Origin of the sequence: Bradyrhizobium sp. LLZ17 (assembly GCF_041200145.1) — a bacterium.
Lineage (GTDB): Bacteria > Pseudomonadota > Alphaproteobacteria > Rhizobiales > Xanthobacteraceae > Bradyrhizobium.
In genome coordinates this window covers 5,721,283-5,741,495 of sequence record NZ_CP165734.1, presented here as the reverse complement: position 1 = coordinate 5,741,495, position 20,213 = coordinate 5,721,283, and the positions used below count along the sequence as shown (strand labels likewise).

19 protein-coding genes and 2 pseudogenes are annotated in these 20,213 nt (G+C 64.0%); 6 read left to right on the top strand and 15 right to left on the bottom strand.

The window, feature by feature from the left end; translation table 11 throughout:
- Window positions 1–21: 21 nt before the first annotated feature.
- The 8 genes and pseudogenes from AB8Z38_RS27540 to AB8Z38_RS27505 all read right to left on the bottom strand — a co-directional run bounded on the left by AB8Z38_RS27540 (window position 22) and on the right by AB8Z38_RS27505 (window position 6,415).
- Window positions 22–738 carry an MgtC/SapB family protein gene (locus AB8Z38_RS27540; protein ID WP_369720839.1) on the bottom strand — a complete coding sequence of 239 codons (717 nt, stop codon included), beginning with the start codon at window positions 736–738 and terminating at the stop codon, window positions 22–24.
- Window positions 739–768: 30 nt separating this feature from the next.
- The gene (locus AB8Z38_RS27535; RefSeq protein WP_369720838.1) at window positions 769–1,788 is read right to left on the bottom strand and encodes a WD40 repeat domain-containing protein; all 1,020 of its coding nucleotides are present in this window, start codon (window positions 1,786–1,788) and stop codon (window positions 769–771) included.
- Entirely contained in the window at window positions 1,788–2,828 is a 1,041-nt protein-coding gene (locus AB8Z38_RS27530; protein ID WP_369720837.1) for a GTP-binding protein, read from the bottom strand. Before AB8Z38_RS27530 ends, AB8Z38_RS27535 begins: the two co-directional genes overlap by 1 nt.
- A gap of 55 nt (window positions 2,829–2,883) precedes the next feature.
- Entirely contained in the window at window positions 2,884–3,747 is an 864-nt protein-coding gene (locus AB8Z38_RS27525; RefSeq protein ID WP_369726623.1) for a metal ABC transporter solute-binding protein, Zn/Mn family, read from the bottom strand.
- A gap of 5 nt (window positions 3,748–3,752) precedes the next feature.
- Window positions 3,753–4,622 carry a metal ABC transporter permease gene (locus AB8Z38_RS27520; protein ID WP_369720836.1) on the bottom strand — a complete coding sequence of 290 codons (870 nt, stop codon included), beginning with the start codon at window positions 4,620–4,622 and terminating at the stop codon, window positions 3,753–3,755.
- 6 nt (window positions 4,623–4,628) lie between these two features.
- Window positions 4,629–5,383, bottom strand: a pseudogene (locus tag AB8Z38_RS27515) (metal ABC transporter ATP-binding protein).
- A gap of 2 nt (window positions 5,384–5,385) precedes the next feature.
- On the bottom strand, window positions 5,386–5,610 hold the full coding sequence (locus AB8Z38_RS27510) for a hypothetical protein (RefSeq protein WP_369720835.1): 225 nt from the start codon (window positions 5,608–5,610) through the stop codon (window positions 5,386–5,388).
- Between the two features lie 208 nt (window positions 5,611–5,818).
- Window positions 5,819–6,415 (bottom strand): superoxide dismutase, encoded by a 597-nt coding sequence (locus AB8Z38_RS27505; protein WP_369720834.1) that lies wholly within the window; start codon window positions 6,413–6,415, stop codon window positions 5,819–5,821.
- A gap of 243 nt (window positions 6,416–6,658) precedes the next feature.
- Between AB8Z38_RS27505 and AB8Z38_RS27500 the strand changes: the two genes are divergently transcribed.
- A complete protein-coding gene (locus AB8Z38_RS27500; protein ID WP_369720833.1) occupies window positions 6,659–7,186 on the top strand; it encodes a GNAT family N-acetyltransferase in 528 nt (175 codons plus the stop codon).
- A gap of 105 nt (window positions 7,187–7,291) precedes the next feature.
- Window positions 7,292–7,726 (top strand): DUF2147 domain-containing protein, encoded by a 435-nt coding sequence (locus tag AB8Z38_RS27495; protein WP_369720832.1) that lies wholly within the window; start codon window positions 7,292–7,294, stop codon window positions 7,724–7,726.
- Here AB8Z38_RS27495 and AB8Z38_RS27490 read toward each other — a convergent pair.
- Window positions 7,723–8,877: a DUF3095 domain-containing protein gene (locus AB8Z38_RS27490; RefSeq protein WP_369720831.1), complete on the bottom strand. Its 1,155-nt coding sequence runs from the start codon at window positions 8,875–8,877 to the stop codon at window positions 7,723–7,725. The genes AB8Z38_RS27495 and AB8Z38_RS27490 overlap by 4 nt on opposite strands.
- 218 nt (window positions 8,878–9,095) lie before the next feature.
- On the opposite strand from AB8Z38_RS27490, the gene AB8Z38_RS27485 reads away from it, so the two are divergent.
- Complete coding sequence (locus tag AB8Z38_RS27485) at window positions 9,096–9,482, top strand: hypothetical protein (protein WP_369726622.1); 387 nt, start codon at window positions 9,096–9,098, stop codon at window positions 9,480–9,482.
- 12 nt (window positions 9,483–9,494) lie between these two features.
- Here the strand turns inward: AB8Z38_RS27485 and AB8Z38_RS27480 are convergent, their stop codons facing one another.
- From AB8Z38_RS27480 to AB8Z38_RS27460, 5 genes and pseudogenes are all read right to left on the bottom strand, one after another.
- Window positions 9,495–9,704, bottom strand: a complete 210-nt coding sequence (locus AB8Z38_RS27480) for a hypothetical protein (protein WP_369720830.1) — start codon at window positions 9,702–9,704, stop codon at window positions 9,495–9,497.
- Window positions 9,705–9,832: 128 nt separating this feature from the next.
- Window positions 9,833–10,555, bottom strand: coding sequence for an SDR family NAD(P)-dependent oxidoreductase (locus AB8Z38_RS27475; protein ID WP_369720829.1), 723 nt, complete (start codon window positions 10,553–10,555; stop codon window positions 9,833–9,835).
- Entirely contained in the window at window positions 10,548–11,930 is a 1,383-nt protein-coding gene (locus AB8Z38_RS27470; RefSeq protein ID WP_369720828.1) for a class I adenylate-forming enzyme family protein, read from the bottom strand. Before AB8Z38_RS27470 ends, AB8Z38_RS27475 begins: the two co-directional genes overlap by 8 nt.
- Window positions 11,917–12,162, bottom strand: a complete 246-nt coding sequence (locus tag AB8Z38_RS27465) for an acyl carrier protein (protein WP_369720827.1) — start codon at window positions 12,160–12,162, stop codon at window positions 11,917–11,919. The genes AB8Z38_RS27470 and AB8Z38_RS27465 overlap by 14 nt, the downstream gene beginning before the upstream one ends.
- 143 nt (window positions 12,163–12,305) lie before the next feature.
- Window positions 12,306–14,120: pseudogene (locus AB8Z38_RS27460) on the bottom strand (long-chain-acyl-CoA synthetase).
- A 233-nt stretch (window positions 14,121–14,353) separates the two neighbouring features.
- On the opposite strand from AB8Z38_RS27460, the gene AB8Z38_RS27455 reads away from it, so the two are divergent.
- Complete coding sequence (locus tag AB8Z38_RS27455; RefSeq protein WP_369720826.1) at window positions 14,354–15,334, top strand: Bug family tripartite tricarboxylate transporter substrate binding protein; 981 nt, start codon at window positions 14,354–14,356, stop codon at window positions 15,332–15,334.
- Between the two features lie 91 nt (window positions 15,335–15,425).
- Window positions 15,426–16,139, top strand: coding sequence for an SGNH/GDSL hydrolase family protein (locus AB8Z38_RS27450; protein WP_369720825.1), 714 nt, complete (start codon window positions 15,426–15,428; stop codon window positions 16,137–16,139).
- 13 nt (window positions 16,140–16,152) lie between these two features.
- Here the strand turns inward: AB8Z38_RS27450 and AB8Z38_RS27445 are convergent, their stop codons facing one another.
- Window positions 16,153–16,419, bottom strand: coding sequence for a DUF3551 domain-containing protein (locus AB8Z38_RS27445; protein ID WP_369720824.1), 267 nt, complete (start codon window positions 16,417–16,419; stop codon window positions 16,153–16,155).
- 635 nt (window positions 16,420–17,054) lie between these two features.
- Here AB8Z38_RS27445 and AB8Z38_RS27440 point away from each other — a divergent pair.
- The gene (locus tag AB8Z38_RS27440; protein WP_369720823.1) at window positions 17,055–20,192 is read left to right on the top strand and encodes a multidrug efflux RND transporter permease subunit; all 3,138 of its coding nucleotides are present in this window, start codon (window positions 17,055–17,057) and stop codon (window positions 20,190–20,192) included.
- Window positions 20,193–20,213: the final 21 nt, after the last annotated feature.

Genomic DNA, 20,213 nt, shown 5'->3' with positions numbered 1-20,213 from the left:
TGCGCCGCTAGCGCGCCGCCATTAGTCAGTGGTGCTGAGTTCCCAGGTGGCGTGGCGCACCCCCGGCAGGTGCTGAAGATCGGTCGCCACCGCATTGAGCTCGTTCGGATCGACCGCACTCGCAACCAGTTTTGCGACGATCTCCAAAACGTCCTCGCCAAGCTCGACCACGTCGACATCGGCCACCGAATATTTCGCGGCCTCGAGCTTGTCGATCAGACGGTCGCGCATGTCGGGCAACGCATCGGTCGCGACCGCGAGCTTGAAGTAGTAGGTCGCCTCCGAGGTCTTCTCGTTCAGCGGGATACGGTTGATGGCATTGACCAGCGACCGCAGCATGGTGTTGCCGGCGATGACGAACACGGTCAGCGCTGCCGCTTGCGCGACCATGTCGGCGCCGGCGCAGGAGCCGACAGCCGCGGAAGCCCACAGCGTCGCTGCGGTATTGAGCCCGCGCACGTCCATACCCTGCTTCATGATGACGCCGGCACCGAGAAAGCCGATGCCGGAAACGACATAGGCGATCACCCGCACCGCACCGTCCACGCCGTCCAGATGCATGGCGAGATCGACGAAGGCAGCCGCCCCGACCGCGACCAGCACATTGGTGCGCAGGCCCGCCGTGCGCTGCCGGTACTGCCGCTCGGCGCCGATCAGTGTGCCCAGCACGAAGGCCGTGAACAGGCTGACCAGCGTGTCGAGGAAATCAGCAATCTGGAAGGTCGTCAGAAACCGCATGGCCCCGTATACGGCTGGAACGATGACAGATCAAAGCTCCAGCAGTCCGCCCTCGCCATTTTCGTCGGCGAATGCGAGCAGCGTGCCTTTGGCATTCCAGGCGAGGGCGGAGACCGGTGGCGTGCCGTTGCGGCGGACCAGGATCTCGGCGCCGTCTTCCAGACGCACCATCAGCACGGTGCCGTCGCTGTAGCCGGCGGCGAAGATGTCGTTCTTGGGGTGGCAGGCGACCACCGACACGCGCGCCTGCAGCGGCGCGAGCATGGCGGGCTCCTTGCCCATCGGGCCGTCCTTGCTGGCGAAGGGCCACAGGATGACGGTGTCGGCGCCGGAGGTCGCCAGCGCCTTGCCGCCCGCGCTCCACGACATCGAGCGGACGCGGCCGGGATAGCCGGTCATGCGCATGTGCCGGTTGTCCGCGAGCCGCCAACCGTGCAGCGCCGCTTCATGCATCGTGGTGACCAGGAACTTGTTGTCCGGGCTGAAGGTGACGCCGAGATGCGAACCGGCCCAGGGCAAGAATTCCGCGCCCGCCGCCATGTTGGGAAACCACAGCGTCGCGCCGTTGTAATGTGCGATCGCAAGCCGCAGGCCCTTCGGCGCAAACGCCAGCCCGCCGACGGTCGAGGGCACCTCGATCGATTTTTCCTCGTTCTTGCCGCTCTTGACGAAGGCGAACTTGCCGGCCGACCAGGCGAACGCGCCGTCCGAATGCAGCGCCACCGCATCGATCCAGCGCCGCTTCGGATCGGTCGCGAGCAGCGTCACCTCGCCCTTGGCGTCGAGCGACACGACCTTGCCGTCGTCGCCGCCCATCACGAGGCGCTTGCCGTCGGACGCGGTCGAGAGAATGCCGCCGCTGTGCACGGCGACTTTGCTGATCTCGCCCTTGCCGTCGACCAGCGCGACATTCTCCTCGCCGCCGACGAAGGCGGCGCGGTCGCCAAGGAAATGTGCCGAGGTCACGCCCATGCCGAGCGTAACAGGCTTGACGCGATCGGTGACGGAGACGATCGAGGCGGAATCGGGAGCCGGCGTAAACTCTTTCATCACGAGACGATGCAGCTCTCGAAGCCCGTGCGAATGAGCTCTTCCGGCAATTCGCGACCGATGAAGACGAGGCGGCTTTGGCGCGGCTCGCCGTCCTTCCATTTCCGCTGGTGGTCGCCCTCCAGCATCATGTGCACGCCCTGGAACACGTAGCGGTCGTCATCGTCGTGGAACGCGAGGATGCCCTTGGAGCGCAGGATCTTGCCGCCCTCGACCTGCACCAGGTTCTGGAGCCAGGGCATGAACACGTTCGGATCGAGCGGCTTGTCGGTCTTGAGCGACAGCGACTGCATGTCCTCGTCGTGATAGTGCTTCAGGCCGTGGCCATGATCATGGTCGTGATGATGGTCGTGGCGGTGATGGTGGTCATGGTCGTGATCGTCGACCTCGAGGAAGTCAGGTTCGATGTCGAGGATGCGATCGAGGTCGAACGCGCCACGATCGAGCACGTCGGCCAGCGCCACCGAGCAACGCTCGGTGCGGTGCAGCTTGGCATAGGGGTTGATCGCACGGATGCGGGCCTCGACCTCGGCGAGCTCGGGCTTTGTCACTAGATCGGTCTTGTTCAGCACGATGACGTCGGCAAAAGCGATCTGGTTCTTGGCTTCGGGCGCGTCCTTGAGCCGGTCGGAGAGCCATTTGGCGTCCGCGACCGTGACCACCGCATCGAGGCGGGCGTTCTTCTGCACATCCTCATCGACGAAGAAGGTCTGGGCGACCGGCGCGGGATCGGCAAGACCCGTGGTCTCGACGATGATGGCGTCGAACTTGCCTTTGCGCTTCATCAACCCTTCCATGATGCGCACGAGGTCGCCGCGCACGGTGCAGCAGATGCAACCGTTGTTCATTTCGAACACTTCCTCGTCGGCGCCGATGATGAGGTCGTTGTCGATACCGATTTCGCCGAACTCGTTGACGATGACGGCGTATTTCTTGCCGTGGTTTTCCGACAGGATACGGTTGAGCAGCGTGGTCTTGCCGGCGCCGAGATAGCCGGTCAGGACGGTCACGGGGATTTTCTGGGAGGTCGCTTCAGACATAACAACTCCGGACGTAGGGCTTGTCGCGCGACGCGAGGCGGGGTGGCCCCCTGCCCTAATGGTCAAGCGCGCTGGTCAGGGCCTTTATATTGTGCCTGACCATGTCAATGTAAGTGGGTGCAGGCCCCTTTTCGCCGGTCAAACCGTCGGAAATCAGGGTCCCGCCGACCTTTGCCCCGGTCTCGGCCGCGATCCGCCGGATCAGCCGGTCGTCGCTGATATTCTCCAGGAAAACGGCCGGGATTTTTTGGGTCCGGATCTGGCCGATGATGCCGGCGATATCCCGCGCGCTGGGCTCGGTTTCGGTGGAAACCCCGAGCGGCGCAATGAACGCGATGCCGTATTCAGCAGCGAAATAGCCGAAGGCGTTGTGGGTGGAGATCACCCTGCGCCGCTCGGGTGGAATCTTGGCCACGGCGTCGCGGACCTCGCGGTCGAGCGTGTCGAGTTTTTCCAGGTAGGCTTTTGCCTGGGTGCGGAAGAAGTCCGCATCGTCCGGGTCGGCCGCAGCGAGCGCATTGGCGATGTCACTCACGTAAATCCTGGCGTTGGGGACAGACTGCCAGGCATGCGGATCGGCTGCCGAGCCGAGCTTCAGGGGCGCCACACCGTCGCTCGCGGTGACTACCTGCGCCTTAGCTCCGGAGGACTGCACCAGACGCGGCAGCCAGCCCTCCAGCCCGAGCCCGTTGACGATGACGAGCTTTGCGTCGGCGATCCGCTTCGCATCGGATGGCGTCGGCGTGTACACATGGACATCGCTGTCGGCGCCGACCAGCGTCGTGACGTTGACCCGGTCGCCGCCGACGTTCCGGACGAAATCGCCGAGAATCGAGAAGCTGGCGACCACGTTGAGCCGCTCCGCGGCGTGCAGCGGCGAGGCGATCAGCAACAGCACACAAACGAGAACACGCCGCATCGCCGTCACGCCTCCAGATGCCGGCCGGGAAACAGCTGCCGGACGATACCGCCGACGCGCCCGAACAGGACGGAGACGATGTAGAGCACGCTCGCAATCAGGATGATCGCGGGGCCCGACGGAACGCGGGTCTGGAACGACAGCACGAGGCCGGCATAGCCAGAGACAGCCGCGGCAATGACGGCAATGCAGATCATCACCGTGAGATCGCGCGACCAGAACCGCGCGATGCCGGCCGGCAGGATCATCAGGCCGACTGCGAGCAGAGTGCCAAGCGCCTGAAAGCCGTTGACGAGGTTGATCACGACCAGTGCGAGGAAGACGAGATGCGCAGGTCCGCCGGCACGGCTCACGGTGCGCAGAAACAAGGGATCGACGCTCTCGATCACCAGCGGGCGAAAGATCACGGCCAGCACCAGCAGCGTGATCGTGGCGTTGAAGGCGACAATCAGCAGGGTCTGGTCGTCCATGGCAAGGATGTTGCCGAACAGCACGTGCAGCAGGTCGATATTGGTGCCCTTGATCGAGACGATGCTGACGCCCAGCGCCAGCGAGGCCAGATAAAAGGTCGCGAGTGACGCGTCCTCCTTCAACCCGGTCGAGCGCGCGACCACACCGGAGAGGATCGCGACCGCAAAGCCCGCGATCAGGCCGCCCGCCGTCATCGCGAACAGGTTGAGGCCGGAGAGCAGGAAGCCAACCGCCGCTCCCGGCAGGATCGCGTGTGCCATGGCATCGCCGACGAGGCTCATCCGCCGCAGCATCAGGAACACGCCGATCGGCGCACCGGCGAGCGACAGCGCGATGACAGCCGCGAGCGCCCGCCGCATGAACTCGAATTCAGTGAACGGACCGATCAGCGCGTCGTAGACCATCTGTGATCACGCCGCTCGCGAGCGGGCATCGTCGGCCGCGCAGGCCGCGGCACTGTCGTCGAAGGCCTCGCACATCCGCATCGCAACCAGCAGGTTTTCCGGCGTCAGCACCTCCGCCGTCGGGCCCCACGCCACAGGCCCGCGCGCCAGCACCAGCGTCTCGCTGAAATGATTGCGCACCATCTCCATGTCGTGCAGCGCGGCCAGCACGGTACGGCCCTCGCCATGCCATTGCTTCACCAGCGCGAGCAGATCGGCCGTGGTCTTGCTGTCGATGGCGTTGAAGGGCTCGTCGAGCACGATCAGCGCAGCGTCCTGGAGCAGCACGCGCGCGAACAGCACCCGCTGCATCTGCCCGCCGGAGAGGGTGCCGATGGGACGGTTCTCGAAACCGTTCAGCCCAACGGCGCCGATCGCCCGCAGGATCTTGTCGCGCGCGGCCTTGCCAATACCGCCGAACAGGCCGGTCGCGCGCCACAATCCGGTGGCGACGAAATCGAACACCGAGATCGGGAAGCTGCGGTCGATCTCGGCGCTCTGCGGCAGATAGGCAATATCGCGGAATCAAGCCCGCCGTGATGAATGCTGCCGTCGAGCGGCCTGAGGATGCCGACGATGCCGCGCAGCAGCGTCGACTTGCCGGCGCCGTTCGGGCCGATCACCGCAACCAGCGCGCCGGAGGCGACCTCGCCGCTGAGGTGGTGCACGGCCGGGTGCCGGTCATAACCAAGTGTCACGTTGTGGAAGTGCACGGCCGCCATGATCACCTCATTGCCAGCCAGACGACACCCCAGAGCACGACGCAAACGGCCATTGCGGCCGACAGGCGCGCGGCCATCGTCATGCGCAAGATCGACCAGGGCGCGGCTTGGGCCGGATGCGGCTGGGCTGCGTCATGGACATGGGCGTGGCTGTGGTCGTGCCCATGCGAATGCCCGTGGGCATGGGAATGGTCGTGATGATGGGTCGGGGACGCGGCGGGAACCATTCAAGGATGTTATATTATAACATTACGCCTGTCCACGCCCGGCTCAGGCTCGCTCGCATAGCAAAAAGGCGGCCGCGCACGCGGCCGCCTTTTTGTTTATGTCATTCCGGGGCGGCAAAGCCGAACCCGGAATCTCGAGATTCTCTGGTGCGGGAGCCCGCACCATAGTTCGATGCTGCGCATCGCCCCGGAATGACGGAGTGAAGCCTCAGACCTTGTCGAACAGGGACTCGACATATTCCCAGTTCACGAGGTTCTCGACAAACGCCTTCAGATAGTCCGGACGGCGGTTGCGATAATCGATGTAGTAGGAGTGCTCCCAGACGTCGCAGCCGAGGATCGGGGTGGCGCCATGCACCAGCGGATTCTCGCCGTTCGGGGTCTTGGAGATCTCGAGCTTGCCGTTCTTGACCTGGAGCCAGGCCCAGCCGGAGCCGAACTGACCGACGCCAGCCGCCTGGAAGTCGGTCTTGAACTTCTCGAAGCCGCCGAGGTCCTCGTTGATCTTCTTCTCGAGCTTGCCGGGCAGCTTGGTGCCGCCGCCATTGGGCTTCATCCAGCTCCAGAAGTGAATGTGATTGTAATGCTGGCCGGCATTGTTGAACACCGCGGGGTTCTTGCCGAACGAGCCCTTGACGATCTCCTCAAGGGATTTGCCTTCCCATTCGGTGCCCTTGAGCGCGTTGTTGCCGTTGGTGACATAGGCCTGGTGGTGCTTGTCGTGGTGGAATTCCAGAGTTTCCTTCGACATGAATTGCCCGAGGGCGTCATAGGCGTAAGGAAGGGGGGGCAGCGTGAATGTCATGGGTTGTTGTCCGCAACTGATGGGGAACGAAGCTTAACGGTCACCCCTTATAGAAGGTTCCGCCGCCGTTAAATACCGCCAATTTCGAAAGGCCGGGATGCGAGGCACGGCCGGAAAGCACAATTTTGCCGCAGGCGCGCCGATGCTCGTCCCGACTTGATCGTCGCCGCAAAATATCATTGCCTTTGAACCGCTTATGACAGAACGAATGGACCACGCAGCCAGCATGCAAAAGACAGAGCAATGAGCATCGAGATCGATATTTTAAACGGTGACGCCTCGTGGTCGATCGCGGAGCCCTTGCATAGCGCGGTCTGGCCGCGCCACAAGGTCGAGAAGCAGCCTTGGGGTCACGTCATGTGGGCCCATCCCGATCTACGTGTACTGATCGAGACGCCCGAGGACGGCCTCGTTTGCCATGTCGGCATCTACTTCCGCACTGTCACCTGGAACGGGCAGAAGGTGCATGTCGGCGGCATCGGCGGAGTCTGCACGCGCGAGGACTGTCGCGGCCGCGGCTACGCCACCATGGCAATCGACGCAGCGGTGCACACCATGCGGGCCAACGAGGCGGTCCGCTTTGCGATCCTGTTCTGCGAACCGCACAATGTCGCCTTCTACGAGGCGCGCAAATGGCAGCCCTTCAAGGGCGAGGTCTATTGCGAGCAGCCGGAGGGACGGATTCGATTCACCCATATGGCCCCCTACGTGTTCGACGTGGTGCGCGCACCGACGCTCGGCACCATCGACCTGTGCGGCCTGCCCTGGTGACGCCGGTGTTCGCTGGGGCAAATAAGCGCAGGAATGTGATTCCATCAGGCGTTGCACTATCCTGATTTGCTGCTATTGAGACGCCTCCATTCCAAGGCGCCCTCCATGACATTCAGATTTGCCGCCCTCGCTATCCTCCTGGCTGCGCTGCTTGGTGGGACTGCCGCGCAGGCGCAGAGCGCCGACGGGACCTGGCTTACTCAGGCCGGCGATGCACGCGTCAGGATCAGCAAGTGCGGCGGCGGCATCTGCGGCGTGATCGTCTGGCTGCGGGAGCCCTACGACACCGCGACCGGCCAGCCCGCGACCGACAGCAAAAATCCCAATCCCGCGCTCGCCAAACGCTCGATGATGGGATTGCCGCTGTTCAGCGGCATGCGGCCAGCCGGGCCGAGCAAATGGTCGGGCGAGATCTACAATGCCGACGACGGCAGCACCTATGCGAGCAGCGTGACGGTAACCGGCGCGGATTCGCTGCGGGTCGAAGGCTGTGTCGGTGCGCTCTGCGGCGGCGAGACCTGGACGCGGGCCGGACGCTAACTCGCGTCCGCCGGCATCGCCTTCAACGCCGTCGCTGCCGATGCGTAGCCGCCCCGCGCGCCATCGATGAAGTGGACGTGATCGCTGCGCAGCGCCGAGGGCGTGAAGCAAGTCATCATCGCGGCGTCCTGCTGATAGAGGCCATAGCGCACGATGCCGGCGCGTGCGGCCGTCGCAAGACGATCGCTCAGGTCGCGTTCGAGCTCAGGGGTACAATCGAGAATCATGCGCAGGCCGTCGTCATATTTTCGGAAGTCGGAGTTCTCGACCACCTGGCGCTTGTAGACCTTCGGCACGAAGCCGCCGGCTTTGATGTCGAAGTGCATCAGGAGATAGGCGAAAAGCGTGTAGGCGAGCACGGCGGCGCGACGCGTGAACAACGAGCCGCCGCGTTTCGCGCGGGCTTCATAGTCCAATCCCTGCGGCGGCCACGTCAGCGGCGGCCCCTGCGGCGGCACGGGACGGCCAGCATCCGGGCTGCGCTCGACCAGCTGGATGATGTCCTCGATCACTTTTCGGAATGCCGTCGGATCCGCACCGCGCGCCGGCATCACCAGCACCGACAGGATCAGTCCGCGCGAGGCCGGAATCACCTCGAACCGGCAAGACAGGCCCGAGAGATCCGGATGCGTGCCGGCGGGCGCTTCGGTGATGGCGAACTCGCCACGCTTCATCGCGGCGTCGGCCCAGTTCAGCCCACCGCCGGAGAACATCGCATAGGACAAATTGGCCGACGGGCCGAACCGCGCGACTCGCACATCCAGGCCTTGCGCGCGGATGGCGCTCACCGGCACCAGCGCAACGCGCATCATGAGATCGAGATCCTCCCGCACCCAGGCCGCGGTCGCGGCCAATGCTTCGCGGGCGCGGTCGAGATCGCGGGGCGCCACCGCAAAGCTCGCGCCATCGCCACCGAACACGAAGGGGAATTCGCGCCCCTCCAGCGCGTTCGTGACCGCCGCGATCACGGCGGCGCCGGCCATGTTGACCGCCTTGTAACGCTGCGCCGCAATCGCCTTGGTGGAATCGACGATATCGGCGACGCCAATGCTCCAGTCCTCCGGCAACGGCGAATACAGCGCAGGGTCCATCAGGCTGGTGAACCCGCGAAAGACGGGAATGGCGCCGTAGAAGGATTCGCCTGATGTCATCTGGTGACGCCGCGATGGTTGGGAACATTTCCAAAAGAAATACGTGGCAAGTTCGATTCGGGTTCGCCGCCTGACGCGCCCCCTGCAATCATTGGCCGAAACGGCCTCGAACAACAAGATGAGGCCGCGCTGCAATGCCGCAACGGATCATTGATCGACGTCAAACGACCGGCCGGGGAGAACGACTAGGGTTGGGCCCTCTCCAGGGGTTGCACGGGATTTTCGAAGTGCCCGACTTCGCCAACAAGGACTCCACCGGCCCGGTCCGCCGGCGCACCGGGCTTGACCCGATCAGCGCGGTCAAGATGCCGGAACGATTGACCGCGGCCGTTGATGCCTGGGCGGAAACCCATCAGCTGTCGCGCTCGGATGCGATCTGCAAGCTGGTCGAACTGGGGCTGAACACTGCGCCTGCCGCACCGTCATCGACGCACACGGTCGCATCGGAAGCCACCAGGATCGAAGAGATCGCAGTGCAGGAGATCGATAGTCTGCTTGATCCCGACTTGCCGCCAGACGAACGCGAGCGCCGCATTCGGCGCCTCACCGAAGGGCCCCCGGAATTTTCACATGAGCGGGTCGATCTGCCAAAGCACGAACCGTGAGCACCGATAGGGCTAATGCAGCTTCTCATCCTCGCGCTTGCGCGATGCGGGCGCGGGCACGTTGTGACAGCCTACCAGGCGGACGAATTGCTGCGGATACATTTCGTGGCCATGATCGCCGGAGTTTTGATGCGCCATCGGCGGGCTATGAATGTCGTCCGGCTTCGCGCGGGATGGCTCGGTCGGGCCGTAATTCGAAGCGGTCATGTTTGAACTGGCCATGGACTGCTCCTCGTGGATTGGGGCAGATCGATTGACGTAACTCAACCGATTGCGGCGCATCTTACGACCAAATCCGGCGGAATGACATTGCTCCGGATCAACTCAATTATGGCGAAGCGGGTTCCGCCTTACGCCGTGTTGCCGGCGTCGATCGTGAACACCGTGCCCGTCGTATTACGCCCGCCTTCGCCGAGCAGATATTCCACCATGCGCGCGACGTCGTCGGTCTCGGGCAGCCGGCGCAGCGCGCTGCGGCCGGCGATGCGCTTGCGAGCCTCCTCGGACAGATTGTGCGTGAGCTCGGTGTCGATGAAACCGGGCGCGATCGCATTCACCGTGATGCCGAGCTTGCCGACCTCGCGCGCGAGCGAGCGGGTGAATCCGGTGGCGGCGGCCTTGGTCGCTCCATAGACCGAGAGCCCGTTATAGCCCGTCGTCGCGATGATCGAGGAGATGTTGATGATGCGGCCCGCACCATCCGCCATCATCTGACGCGCGACATATTTGGTGAGAATGATCGGCGACAGCACGTTGAGCTGCACCAGTGCCTCGATCTCGGAATTGTGCATGGTGGCGAGCAGGCCCTCGGTGCCGAGGCCGGCATTGTTGACGAGGCCAAAGATCGGGCCAAACTCGTCGCGCACCAGCTTTGCGAAGGCCGGGATCGCATCGATGACGGCGAGGTCGCAGGCGCGGAAATGCAGACGTCCTTCGGACTCGGCGATCGCGGCCTTGAGCTCCTCGCTCTCGCGCCGCGCCGCCGCGATCACGTTGTAGCCGGCGCCAACCAGGCGCTTGCCGATGGCAAGGCCGATGCCGCGGCTACCGCCGGTGACGAGAACATTATGCATCGCTGCGCGCCAATTTTCCGGCCGGGGTGACGTCGAGCGTTTCGACGAAGCGGATCACCGCCGGCACCTTGTGGGAAGAGAGCTGCGCGCGGCACTGATCCAGAATTTGATCTCGGATCTCCTTGGCCCGCGCCGGATCGGTACCGTCGGCGAGGATCACGTCGGCGACCACGATGCCGCCGGTGATCGGGCTCTTCCGCGATTTGGCTCGCGACATCCGCACATCGGGATGACGGTTGATCGCGGCCTCGATCTCCTCGGGATGGACCTTCAGGCCGCCGATATTGATGATGCCACCGCGGCGGCCAACGAAATAGTAACGATCGCCGCGCAGCTCGACCATGTCGCCGCTGTCGACGAAACCATCGCTATCGGTCAGCGCCGCAGCATCACGGCCGATATAGGCATGCGCGGTGCGGTTCGAGCGGATGCGGAGCGAGCCGTCGACGACCTTCATCTCGACGCCGTTGCGATTGCCGAGATAGTTTGCCGGAAAACCTTCCAGTCCGTCATTGACGGCGAAGCCGACACCGGCCTCGGTCGAGGCATAGGCGTGACCGACGGACGATCCCGGGAATGCGGCCTTCAGGGCGTCGAGCACCGCCTGATCGGCGATCTCGCCGGAGAGACGGACGTAACCCGGCGCGAATTGCGCGGCCGAGCCGCTCATCAGGAGCTTGCGCCAGTGCGAAGGCGTGCCGGAGATGTGGGAGACACCGCGCGCCTTCAGCCGCTTCACGTGATCGGCCAGCGGCTCGTGCGGGTCCGACAGCACCATCGAACCGCTCGAGAGAATGGCACGGAGGAAGATTTGCAGGCCGCCATAGCGGCGGATGTCATAGAACGTCGCCCAGACCGGCGCCGGCCCGCGCGCGGGTCCCTCGGCGACGATCGCGCCGGTCAGCGCTTCCAGCGTATGGCCGACGATTTTCGGAACGCCCGAGGTGCCCGAGGTCAGCATCAGCCATTCGGTCGCGCGTTCGGTCTGCGCCGGAGTGGCGGATTGGAGCGGAAATTGAGTGGTGACGACCAGCGCCACATTGGTATTGGCCCAGCGATCGGGCTCGTCGGTGACGACGGCATCGATCCCGGCATCCGCGCTCAGGGCATCGAGATGCGCCGGGTTGAGATCCGGCGGGCAAAGCAGCATGCGGCGGGCGATACCGTCGAGCTCGATCATGGCAAGGCCCGACCGCAGCTGGTCGGACAATTTCAGCAGCACCGCGCGGCCCGAGAGCTCGCGCAGGCGGCCGCCCAGGACCGTCAGCGACAGCATGTCCGTCAGCGAGACGACATCGTGCGCGTCCGACAGCGTGCGGCCCTTCAGTTCCGCGCCGAGATGGTCGCGAAGCGCAAAGATCTCACGCGGGGACATTTTCGTAGGCCCGCACGAAATCGCCCACGGTGGCGGGGAACGCGGCGTCCTCGGAAATGGTGAAGGGATCGACGCCGGTCTCGTCCTCGAGGCGCGCGACCAGGATCGCGAAGGCAAGCGAGTCGAAGCCCGTCTCGTGCAGGGACAGATCGTCCGTGAGTGTGGGAAGCGCGACGTGCTGTTCCTTGGCGATCTGCTGGATCGCTTCAATAACCTTAGACCTTACCGACATGGCTGGCTCACTTCCGTTATCGATCGTTCGTGTTGCGGCGGCTCTTGATGACCACCCCTTGGCGCTGTGTTTACCCGACAGAAGTAAATGGGCTCTTGGACAATTCAGATAAAATTGGACCTATCTAGCGGATTTCGGTGCAGTTACAGCCTGATCGAGCCATCCACGATCTCTGCGTATGTTTCCGCATCGAGCGCGACATAGGCGCCGGATTTAGGCTCCGCCATGAACAGCGGATCGGAGATCGCGGCTGGATTGAACCCCTCCCGAGCCAATTCCCCCTTCTTCTGCTTGAACGTCTCGGTCGCATCGAGCTCGCGGGAGATGCGGATGAAGACCGGGCGGGCGTAGGCCGGCAGGCGCTGCGCGAGGTGCGCGGGCAGTGCCGCGATGTCAAAACCTTCGTTGACGACGATCGCGCTCATGCCGGCGCGGCCCGTCCGCGCCGGGGATGCCGACACCATAGGTGGTGGCGTCGATCACGCCGGTGAAATCACGCACTGCGTCGTTGACTTCCGAGGTCGCAACGTTCTCGCCCTTCCAGCGAAAGGTATCGCCGATGCGGTCGACGAAATGAAAAAGCCCTTCTCATCGAGCCGCATCAGATCGCCGGTGCGGAACCAGGCGTCGCCCTTGGCGAAGACATCGCGAAGAACCTTCTTCTCGGTTTCCGCGGCGTCGGTGTAGCCCTCGAAGCGGCCACCGCCCTGGTCGGCCGTACCGATGCGGCCAATGGCCTCGCCCGCCTCGCCACGCGCACATGCGATGCAAAGACTTTCCGCGTTGCGCAGCGGCGCACCGTCGCCGCGATCGAGCTTGACGAGACTTGCAGGGAAGCGATGCGCGAGCAGCGGTGGAATGCGCCCGATCGCGCCCGGCTGGCCCTCGACATTGAACAGGGAGAAATTGCCTTCCGTCGCCGCATAGAACTCGAGGATGCGGGGAATGCCGAAGCGCGCCTTGAAGTCCTGCCAGATGTCACCGCGCAGGCCGTTGCCGCAGGCGAGCCGCAAGCGATGGCGGTTCTCGTATTCCGACGGCGGCGCCTTGAGCAGGTAGCGGCAGAGTTCGCCGATATACTGGAACAGGGTACAGTCATGCCGCACGATGTCAGACCAGAAACTCGAGGCCGAGAATTTTTCCGCGATCACGACGGCGCCGCCGGCGGCGAGCATGCTGCATGGCGCGACGATGCCGCCGACCGAGTGGAACAGCGGCAGGCAATCATAGAGCCGGTCCTGCGGCGTGGCTCCGGTGAGGCCGGCGAACCAAAGTCCCCAATTGAGGATACGGCGATGGCTGATGCTGGCGGCTTTAGGCAGGCCCGTCGTGCCGGAGGTGTAGATCAGCAGCGCACGATCGTCGATGGTGACGTCGCCATGTTCCCCCGGCGAGAGCGGGCCGTCGTCGAGCGCGGCAAGCGCGACGTCGATGGCGCGCTCGCTGCGTGCGTCACCGTGGGTCCACACCTTGGCTTCCGACTTCAGATGCGGCGTCGCGCTGTCCAGCATCTGCGTCAATTCGTGCGCGACGATAATGTGCGAGGGCTTCGCGACGTCGATGCAATGCGAGAGCGATTGCCCCACAAGCTTGGTGTTGATCAGCGCGACCACGCCGCCAACCCGGCTGATGCCGAGCCATGCCGCGACATAGTCGGTGCTGTTCGGCATGATCAGGCCGACGGTGTCGCCTTTGACAATACCGACCGAGCACGCCCAGCGCGCGTAGCGATTGATACGCTTCGACAGGCCGCCGTAGTCGAGAGTTGCGTCCTCCATGACCAGCGCGACGCGGTCGGGCTGGCCCCGTGCCCAGTCGTCGACGACGTCGGCGAATAACCGGCCCGGCAGCGTCTCGATCCGCGCGGTCAGCTCGATCGCCTTCAGCCAGATTTTTGAAGCCGATGGCGCGCGCGCTGCTCGGGGTTGATCGATGACGCCGGTGCTCATGCCGTTCATTCTTTTCGGGCGGTAATTGCTTGTTCCCGGCAGCTTAGCCCGCGCGTCCTGCCCAGATGTTAAGAGACAAGGTAAACCTCAGTTAGCCCTCGATTAACTGCGATCATCCTTTACCAAGCCGGCGGGAACAGCATGCGGCCTGGTGCGATTCTTGCGATACCAAATCCAGTCATTCAGGCGCGCTGCGCGCGTCCCCTCTGTCCCGCTTGCGGGGAGCTGAACTGGAGGCCATCATGATCACCAGACGCCACTTCCTTCAGACCGCCGCCTGTGCAGCGGCCGCGCTCGCCGCGCCGTGCGCATTTTCCATGGGGAATCCGTCCTATCCGTCACGCAGCGTGAAATGGGTGGTGCCCTATGCGCCGGGCGGCGCCACCGACCTGCTGTCGCGGCTGATCTGCCAGCGACTGTCCGACCGGCTCGGCCAGACCTTCGTGGTCGAGAACAAGCCCGGCGCGGGCAGCAATATCGGCACCCAGGCGGTGATCACCTCGGCCCCCGACGGCTACACACTGCTGCTCACCTCGACCGCGAACGCGATCAACGCGTCGTTCGACCCCGCGCTGGCTTATGATTTCAGCAAGGGCATCGCACCCGTTGCGGGCGTCGCACGCATTCCGCTGGTGCTGGTCGTCAACAATGATCTTCCGGTGAATAACGTCGCCGACTTCATCGCCTACGCCAGGGCCAATCCCGGCAAGATGTCGGTCGCCTCGTCCGGCATCGGCACCTCGCTGCATCTCTCCGGCGAACTGTTCAAGTCGATGGCCGGCGTGCAGTTCACTCACGTGCCCTATCGCGGCTCCGCGCCGGGACTGACCGACGTGATGAGCGGCCAGATCCAGGGCATGTTCGACAACGTTACCTCGTCCTTCGAGCTGGTCCGCGCCGGCAAGCTGCGCGCGCTGGGCGTCACCACGCGCGAGCGCTCGGAGATTTTGCCGGACGTGCCGCCGATCGCGGAGACGCTTGCCGGCTACGAGACTTCATCGTTCTATGGCGTCGGCGCCCCGCACGACACCCCGCGCGAGATTATCGATCTCCTCAATCGCGAGATCGATGCGGCCCTGTCCGATGCGGAGATCAAGGCCCGCGTCGCCGAGCTCGGCGCCATCCCGCTGCACGGCAACGCCGATGCGTTCGGCGGCATGCTGGGCGAAGAGACTGCGCGCTGGCGCAAAATTGTCGAGCTGTCGGGCGCGAGAAAGGAGTAAGCGAGAGGCAGACCGCGCTAGGTGAGTTCGGCCGAACAGGCTATTCTTGCCTCTACCTTGCGTTGTCCTGGCTACGACAGGGAGGCGACCCGTGGCCCTCGACCCCTCACAGATTCCGGTTCAGGCAGCGCCGTTCGAGCAACCGCTGACCATTGTTGCCAACCGCCTCAGAGGCCAGAGACCAGTCAAGGTGGTCGCGATCGGCTCGTCCACGACGGCGGGCGAAGGCGGCATCGCACCCTATCCGCAACGCCTGCTCGCGGACCTTCGGATACAATTCCCCAAGGCGACAATCGATGTCATCAACCGGGGCGTCGGCGGCGAAGAGGCTCCTCAGGAGCTCATGCGATTCAAGCATGACGTCTTCGAGCAGAATCCGGATCTCGTGATCTGGCAGGTCGGAACGAATGCGGTCTGGCAATCGGCCGATCAGAAGCCTCCATCATTCGAAAAGACTACTCAGGCTATCCGTGACGGCGTCGACCAGATGCTCGCGGCCGGACGGATGGATGTGATCCTGATGGATTTGCAATATGTGCCGGCACTGCTGACACCGGCGAAGCAAGCCAGCGCCATCGCAATGGTCGACGCGATCAGCGAGATCGCGCATGCGAAGGGCGTCAACGTGTTCCGCCGCTTCGAGTTGATGCAGGGCTGGCACGATATCGCAAAGATTTCGTTCGACCGGATGGTCGACCCCGGTGACGACACCAGGCTGCACGCAAGCGACTGGACGACGGACAAGATGACCTGGCAATTGACCGCCGCGATCGACGCTGCGGTCAAAAAGGCGCAACCGTCCTGAGCCGCACCGGACGCTAACCCCTCCGCCTGTGGCGCGGACGCGGTTCGTTCCCCCGATAATACGGATTGAGATCGCAGGTCGCGGCGCGGCCGGAAGCCGTGGCGCGGCACTGCGGCAGCGAGGTGAAGGAACAGTCATACCAGTGCCCGCCGCCGCCGCTCATATCGCCGGTATAAACGTGCATGCAGACGGGATAGTTGGGATCGTAGGTCTGCGCTTGCGACGGCGCAGCCGCGAGCAAGGCACCGATGGTCACAATCAAGCCGAATAAGCAACGCATCAAGACTCTCCCTGGAAATCGCACTGCGGATCTCTACTGCCAGGTGAAGGAGCAGTCGAAATGACCGCCGCCTCCGCGCCAGGCCCGAAGACATCCGTGCATACCGGATAGCGCCGATCGATCATAGGTTTGGGCGCTCGCCGGTGCGACAGTTTGCAGCGTGGCAAACGCCAGCCTAGTCACGAATGGGGAGCGCATCGGAAACTTCCTCGAATCGGTGGCAGCGGCAGGCCGTTATGCCATTTCGATATGGCACAACACCGCGGGAGAAGCGATCGTTCCTCGCCAGACCTCTCCCGCTTGTGACGCACGCCTAAAACGGTTCAGGAGTGGGGCCCGCACTGGCCTGAAAGGAGGAAGAGCGGTCCGCTAAAGGCTGCATAGAACGCATATCTCACTGCTACCACTGCGTCCAACCTTCGACAAAGGTCGCAAGCGTTCGGCGCAGGATTCCGTTCGCAAGGCTGTTCGAAGGGTCTAATCTCCGCGTGATAATACCGGCTCCGGACCACCGAAGTTCTGGAGCCGTCAACAAACAAATGGGCTGAAGGAAACGCACATTCGCGCTCGAGCTCTCCCGGGCGCGGCTCCGCTTTGCGCGAGAAGATGCGCTGACCAGTCGATGGTGTCAGGGCATGCAAGAGAGCTTCTCGTCTCCGTTCATCCGCTATCCGATCGGCACCTCGCTGCTGATGGCGGGGACCCTGTTCGTCGGCCTCGTGGCGTATCCGCTGCTGCCGGTCGCACCGCTGCCGCAGGTCGACTTCCCGACCATTCAGCTCTCAGCGTCGCTTCCCGGCGGCAGTCCGGAAACCATGGCATCCTCCGTTGCCCAGCCGCTCGAGCGCCAGCTCGCGCAGATCCCTGGCATCACGCAGATGACGTCGACCAGCTCGCTCGGCTCGACATCGATCACCATCCAGTTCGACCTCAACCGCAAGATCGACGCCGCCGCCAACGACGTGCAGGCCGCGATCAATGCAGCAAGCGGTCAACTGCCGAAAAATCTGCCTTCGCCCCCCACCTATCGCAAGGTCAACCCGGCGGATTCGCCGGTCATGATCCTGTCCGCGACGTCGGACACGCTGCCGCTGACCGTCGTCAGCGACCGCACCGATGCGCAGCTCGCGCAGCAGATCAGTCAGATATCCGGCGTCGCGCAGGTGTTCGTCGGCGGGCAGCAGAAGCCGTCGGTGCGCATCCAGGTTGATCCGGCCAAGCTGGTGGCCAAGGGGCTATCGCTGGAGGACGTTCGGAGCCAGATCGCGGCCGCGACCACCGACAGCCCGAAAGGCAACATCGACGGCCCCAGGCGCGCGTACACGATCTACGCCAACGACCAGCTCACTCAGGCCTCGCACTGGCAGGACGTCATTGTCGCCTATCGCAACGGCGCGCCGTTGCGGATCCGCGACATCGGCCACGCCGTGGCAGGGCCAGAGGACATGAAGACGGCAGCCTGGGCCGACGGCAAGCGCGGCGTTTTCCTCGTCATTTTCAAGCAGCCCGGGGCCAACGTCATCGACACTGTCGACCGCATCAAGGCGCAGCTGCCCCGGCTGATCGCGGCGATCCCGCCTGCGATCGCGATCAAGATCATCAGCGACCGCACCATCACCATCCGCGCCGCGGTCGAGGACGTGCAGATCACGCTGATGACGACGATCGCGCTCGTGGTGATGGTGATCTTCGTTTTCCTGCGCAGCTTCTGGGCAACGATCATCCCGAGCATCACCGTCCCCCTGGCGCTGCTGGGAGCCTGCTCGCTGATGTGGGCGTTCGGGTACTCGCTGGACAATCTCTCCCTGATGGCTCTGACGATCGCGGTCGGCTTCGTGGTGGACGACGCGATCGTGATGCTGGAGAACATCACCCGTTACGTCGAGCTGGGCGAGAGGCCGCTTGCGGCGGCCTACAAGGGCGCGGCCGAAATCGGCTTCACCATCGTCTCGATCAGCATCTCTCTCGTCGCAGTGCTGATCCCGTTGTTGCTGATGGGCGGCATCATCGGCCGGCTGTTCCGCGAATTCGCGGTCACCCTGGCCATGGCAATCCTCGTTTCTCTCGTCGTGTCGCTGACGCTGACGCCGATGATGGCCTCCCGCTTCCTGCGCGCCAGCCACGAAGCCCGGCACGGTCGCTTCTACCAGTGGAGCGAGCGGATGTTCGAAAGGCTGCTCGGCGCCTACGGACGCGGGCTCGATGTCGCGCTGCGCCACAGCTTCGTGACGCTTTGTATCTTCTTCGCGACGGTCGCACTCTCGGTCTACCTCTTCATCCTGATCCCGAAGGGGTTCTTCCCGCAGCAGGACAACGGCTTCCTGACGGCCGTGTCCGAAATGCCCCAGGACATCTCCTTCACCGAGATGAAGCGACGCCAGGTCGAGCTCAATACCATCGTGCAGGCCGACCCTGCCGTGGATTCGATAGCGATGTTCATCGGCGGCGGTGGCACCGCGCTGAACTCGGGGCGCATGTACATCACTTTGAAGCCACTCGCTCAGCGCGACGCCGGCGCGCAACAGATCATCGCGCGGCTGCGGCCCAAGCTCGCCAAGGTCGAGGGCGCCAAGCTCTACATGCAGGCCTCGCAGGATGTTCGCCTCGGCGGACGCGCCACCCGCACCCAGTTCGAATTCACCCTGCAGGACGCCAATCTCGACGAGCTGAACGAATGGGCGCCGAAAATCCTCGACGAGATGAAAACTCTGCCGCAACTGCGCGACGTCGCGACGGACCAGCAGACCGAAGGCACGACGGTTCAACTGAGGATCAATCGTGACGCCGCCGCGCGCTACGGGATCCAGCCGCAGCTGATCGACGACACGCTCTATGACGCGTTCGGGCAGCGCCAGGTCACGCAATACTTCACACAGACCAACAGCTATCACGTCGTCCTGGAGATCGCGCCGGACCTGCAAGGCGAGCTCAGCACCCTCGACAAGCTCTATCTCAAGTCGCCGCTGACCGGCGACGAGGTGCCGCTATCGGTGTTCTGCAACTGGACCAATGTGCCGGTGCGACCGCTTGCGATTTCGCATCAGGGCCAATTTCCCTCGGTGACGATCAGCTTCAATCTCGCCGAGGGCGTGGCGCTGGGACAGGCGACCGACGCGGTGCTGCACGCGGTCGCCGAGATGCGCGCGCCGCCGAGCCTAGCGACGAGCTTTCAGGGCACCGCGCAGGCATTCCAGCAGTCGCTCGGCACCGTGCCGTTGCTGATTCTCGCCGCACTGGTCGTGGTCTACCTGATCCTTGGCGTGCTCTACGAGAGCTACATCCATCCCCTGACCATCCTGTCCACGCTGCCCTCGGCCGGCGTTGGCGCCGTCGCGATCCTGATGATCTTTGGTTTCGACTTTAGCCTCATTGCCTTGATCGGCGTCATTCTCCTGATCGGCATCGTCAAGAAGAACGGCATCATGATGGTGGATTTCGCCATCGCGGCCGAACGCGAGCAGCATCTCACCCCGGAGCAGTCGATCCGCCAGGCAGCGCTGCTGCGCTTCCGCCCGATCATGATGACGACGATGGCCGCCCTGCTCGGCGGCGTGCCGCTGATGCTCGGAAGCGGCACCGGAGCCGAAATCCGCCAGCCGCTCGGCTATGCCATGGTCGGCGGCCTTCTGGTGAGCCAGGCGTTGACTCTGTTCACCACCCCGGTCGTCTATCTCTACCTCGACCGCTTCTCCGACCGGCTCTCACGCTGGATGGAGAAGAAGCCGCAGGCCGATCCCGCGCGCGACGAGCAGACCGATCGCGCGGCGGAATGAGCGCAGCCAGGCATATCGCCC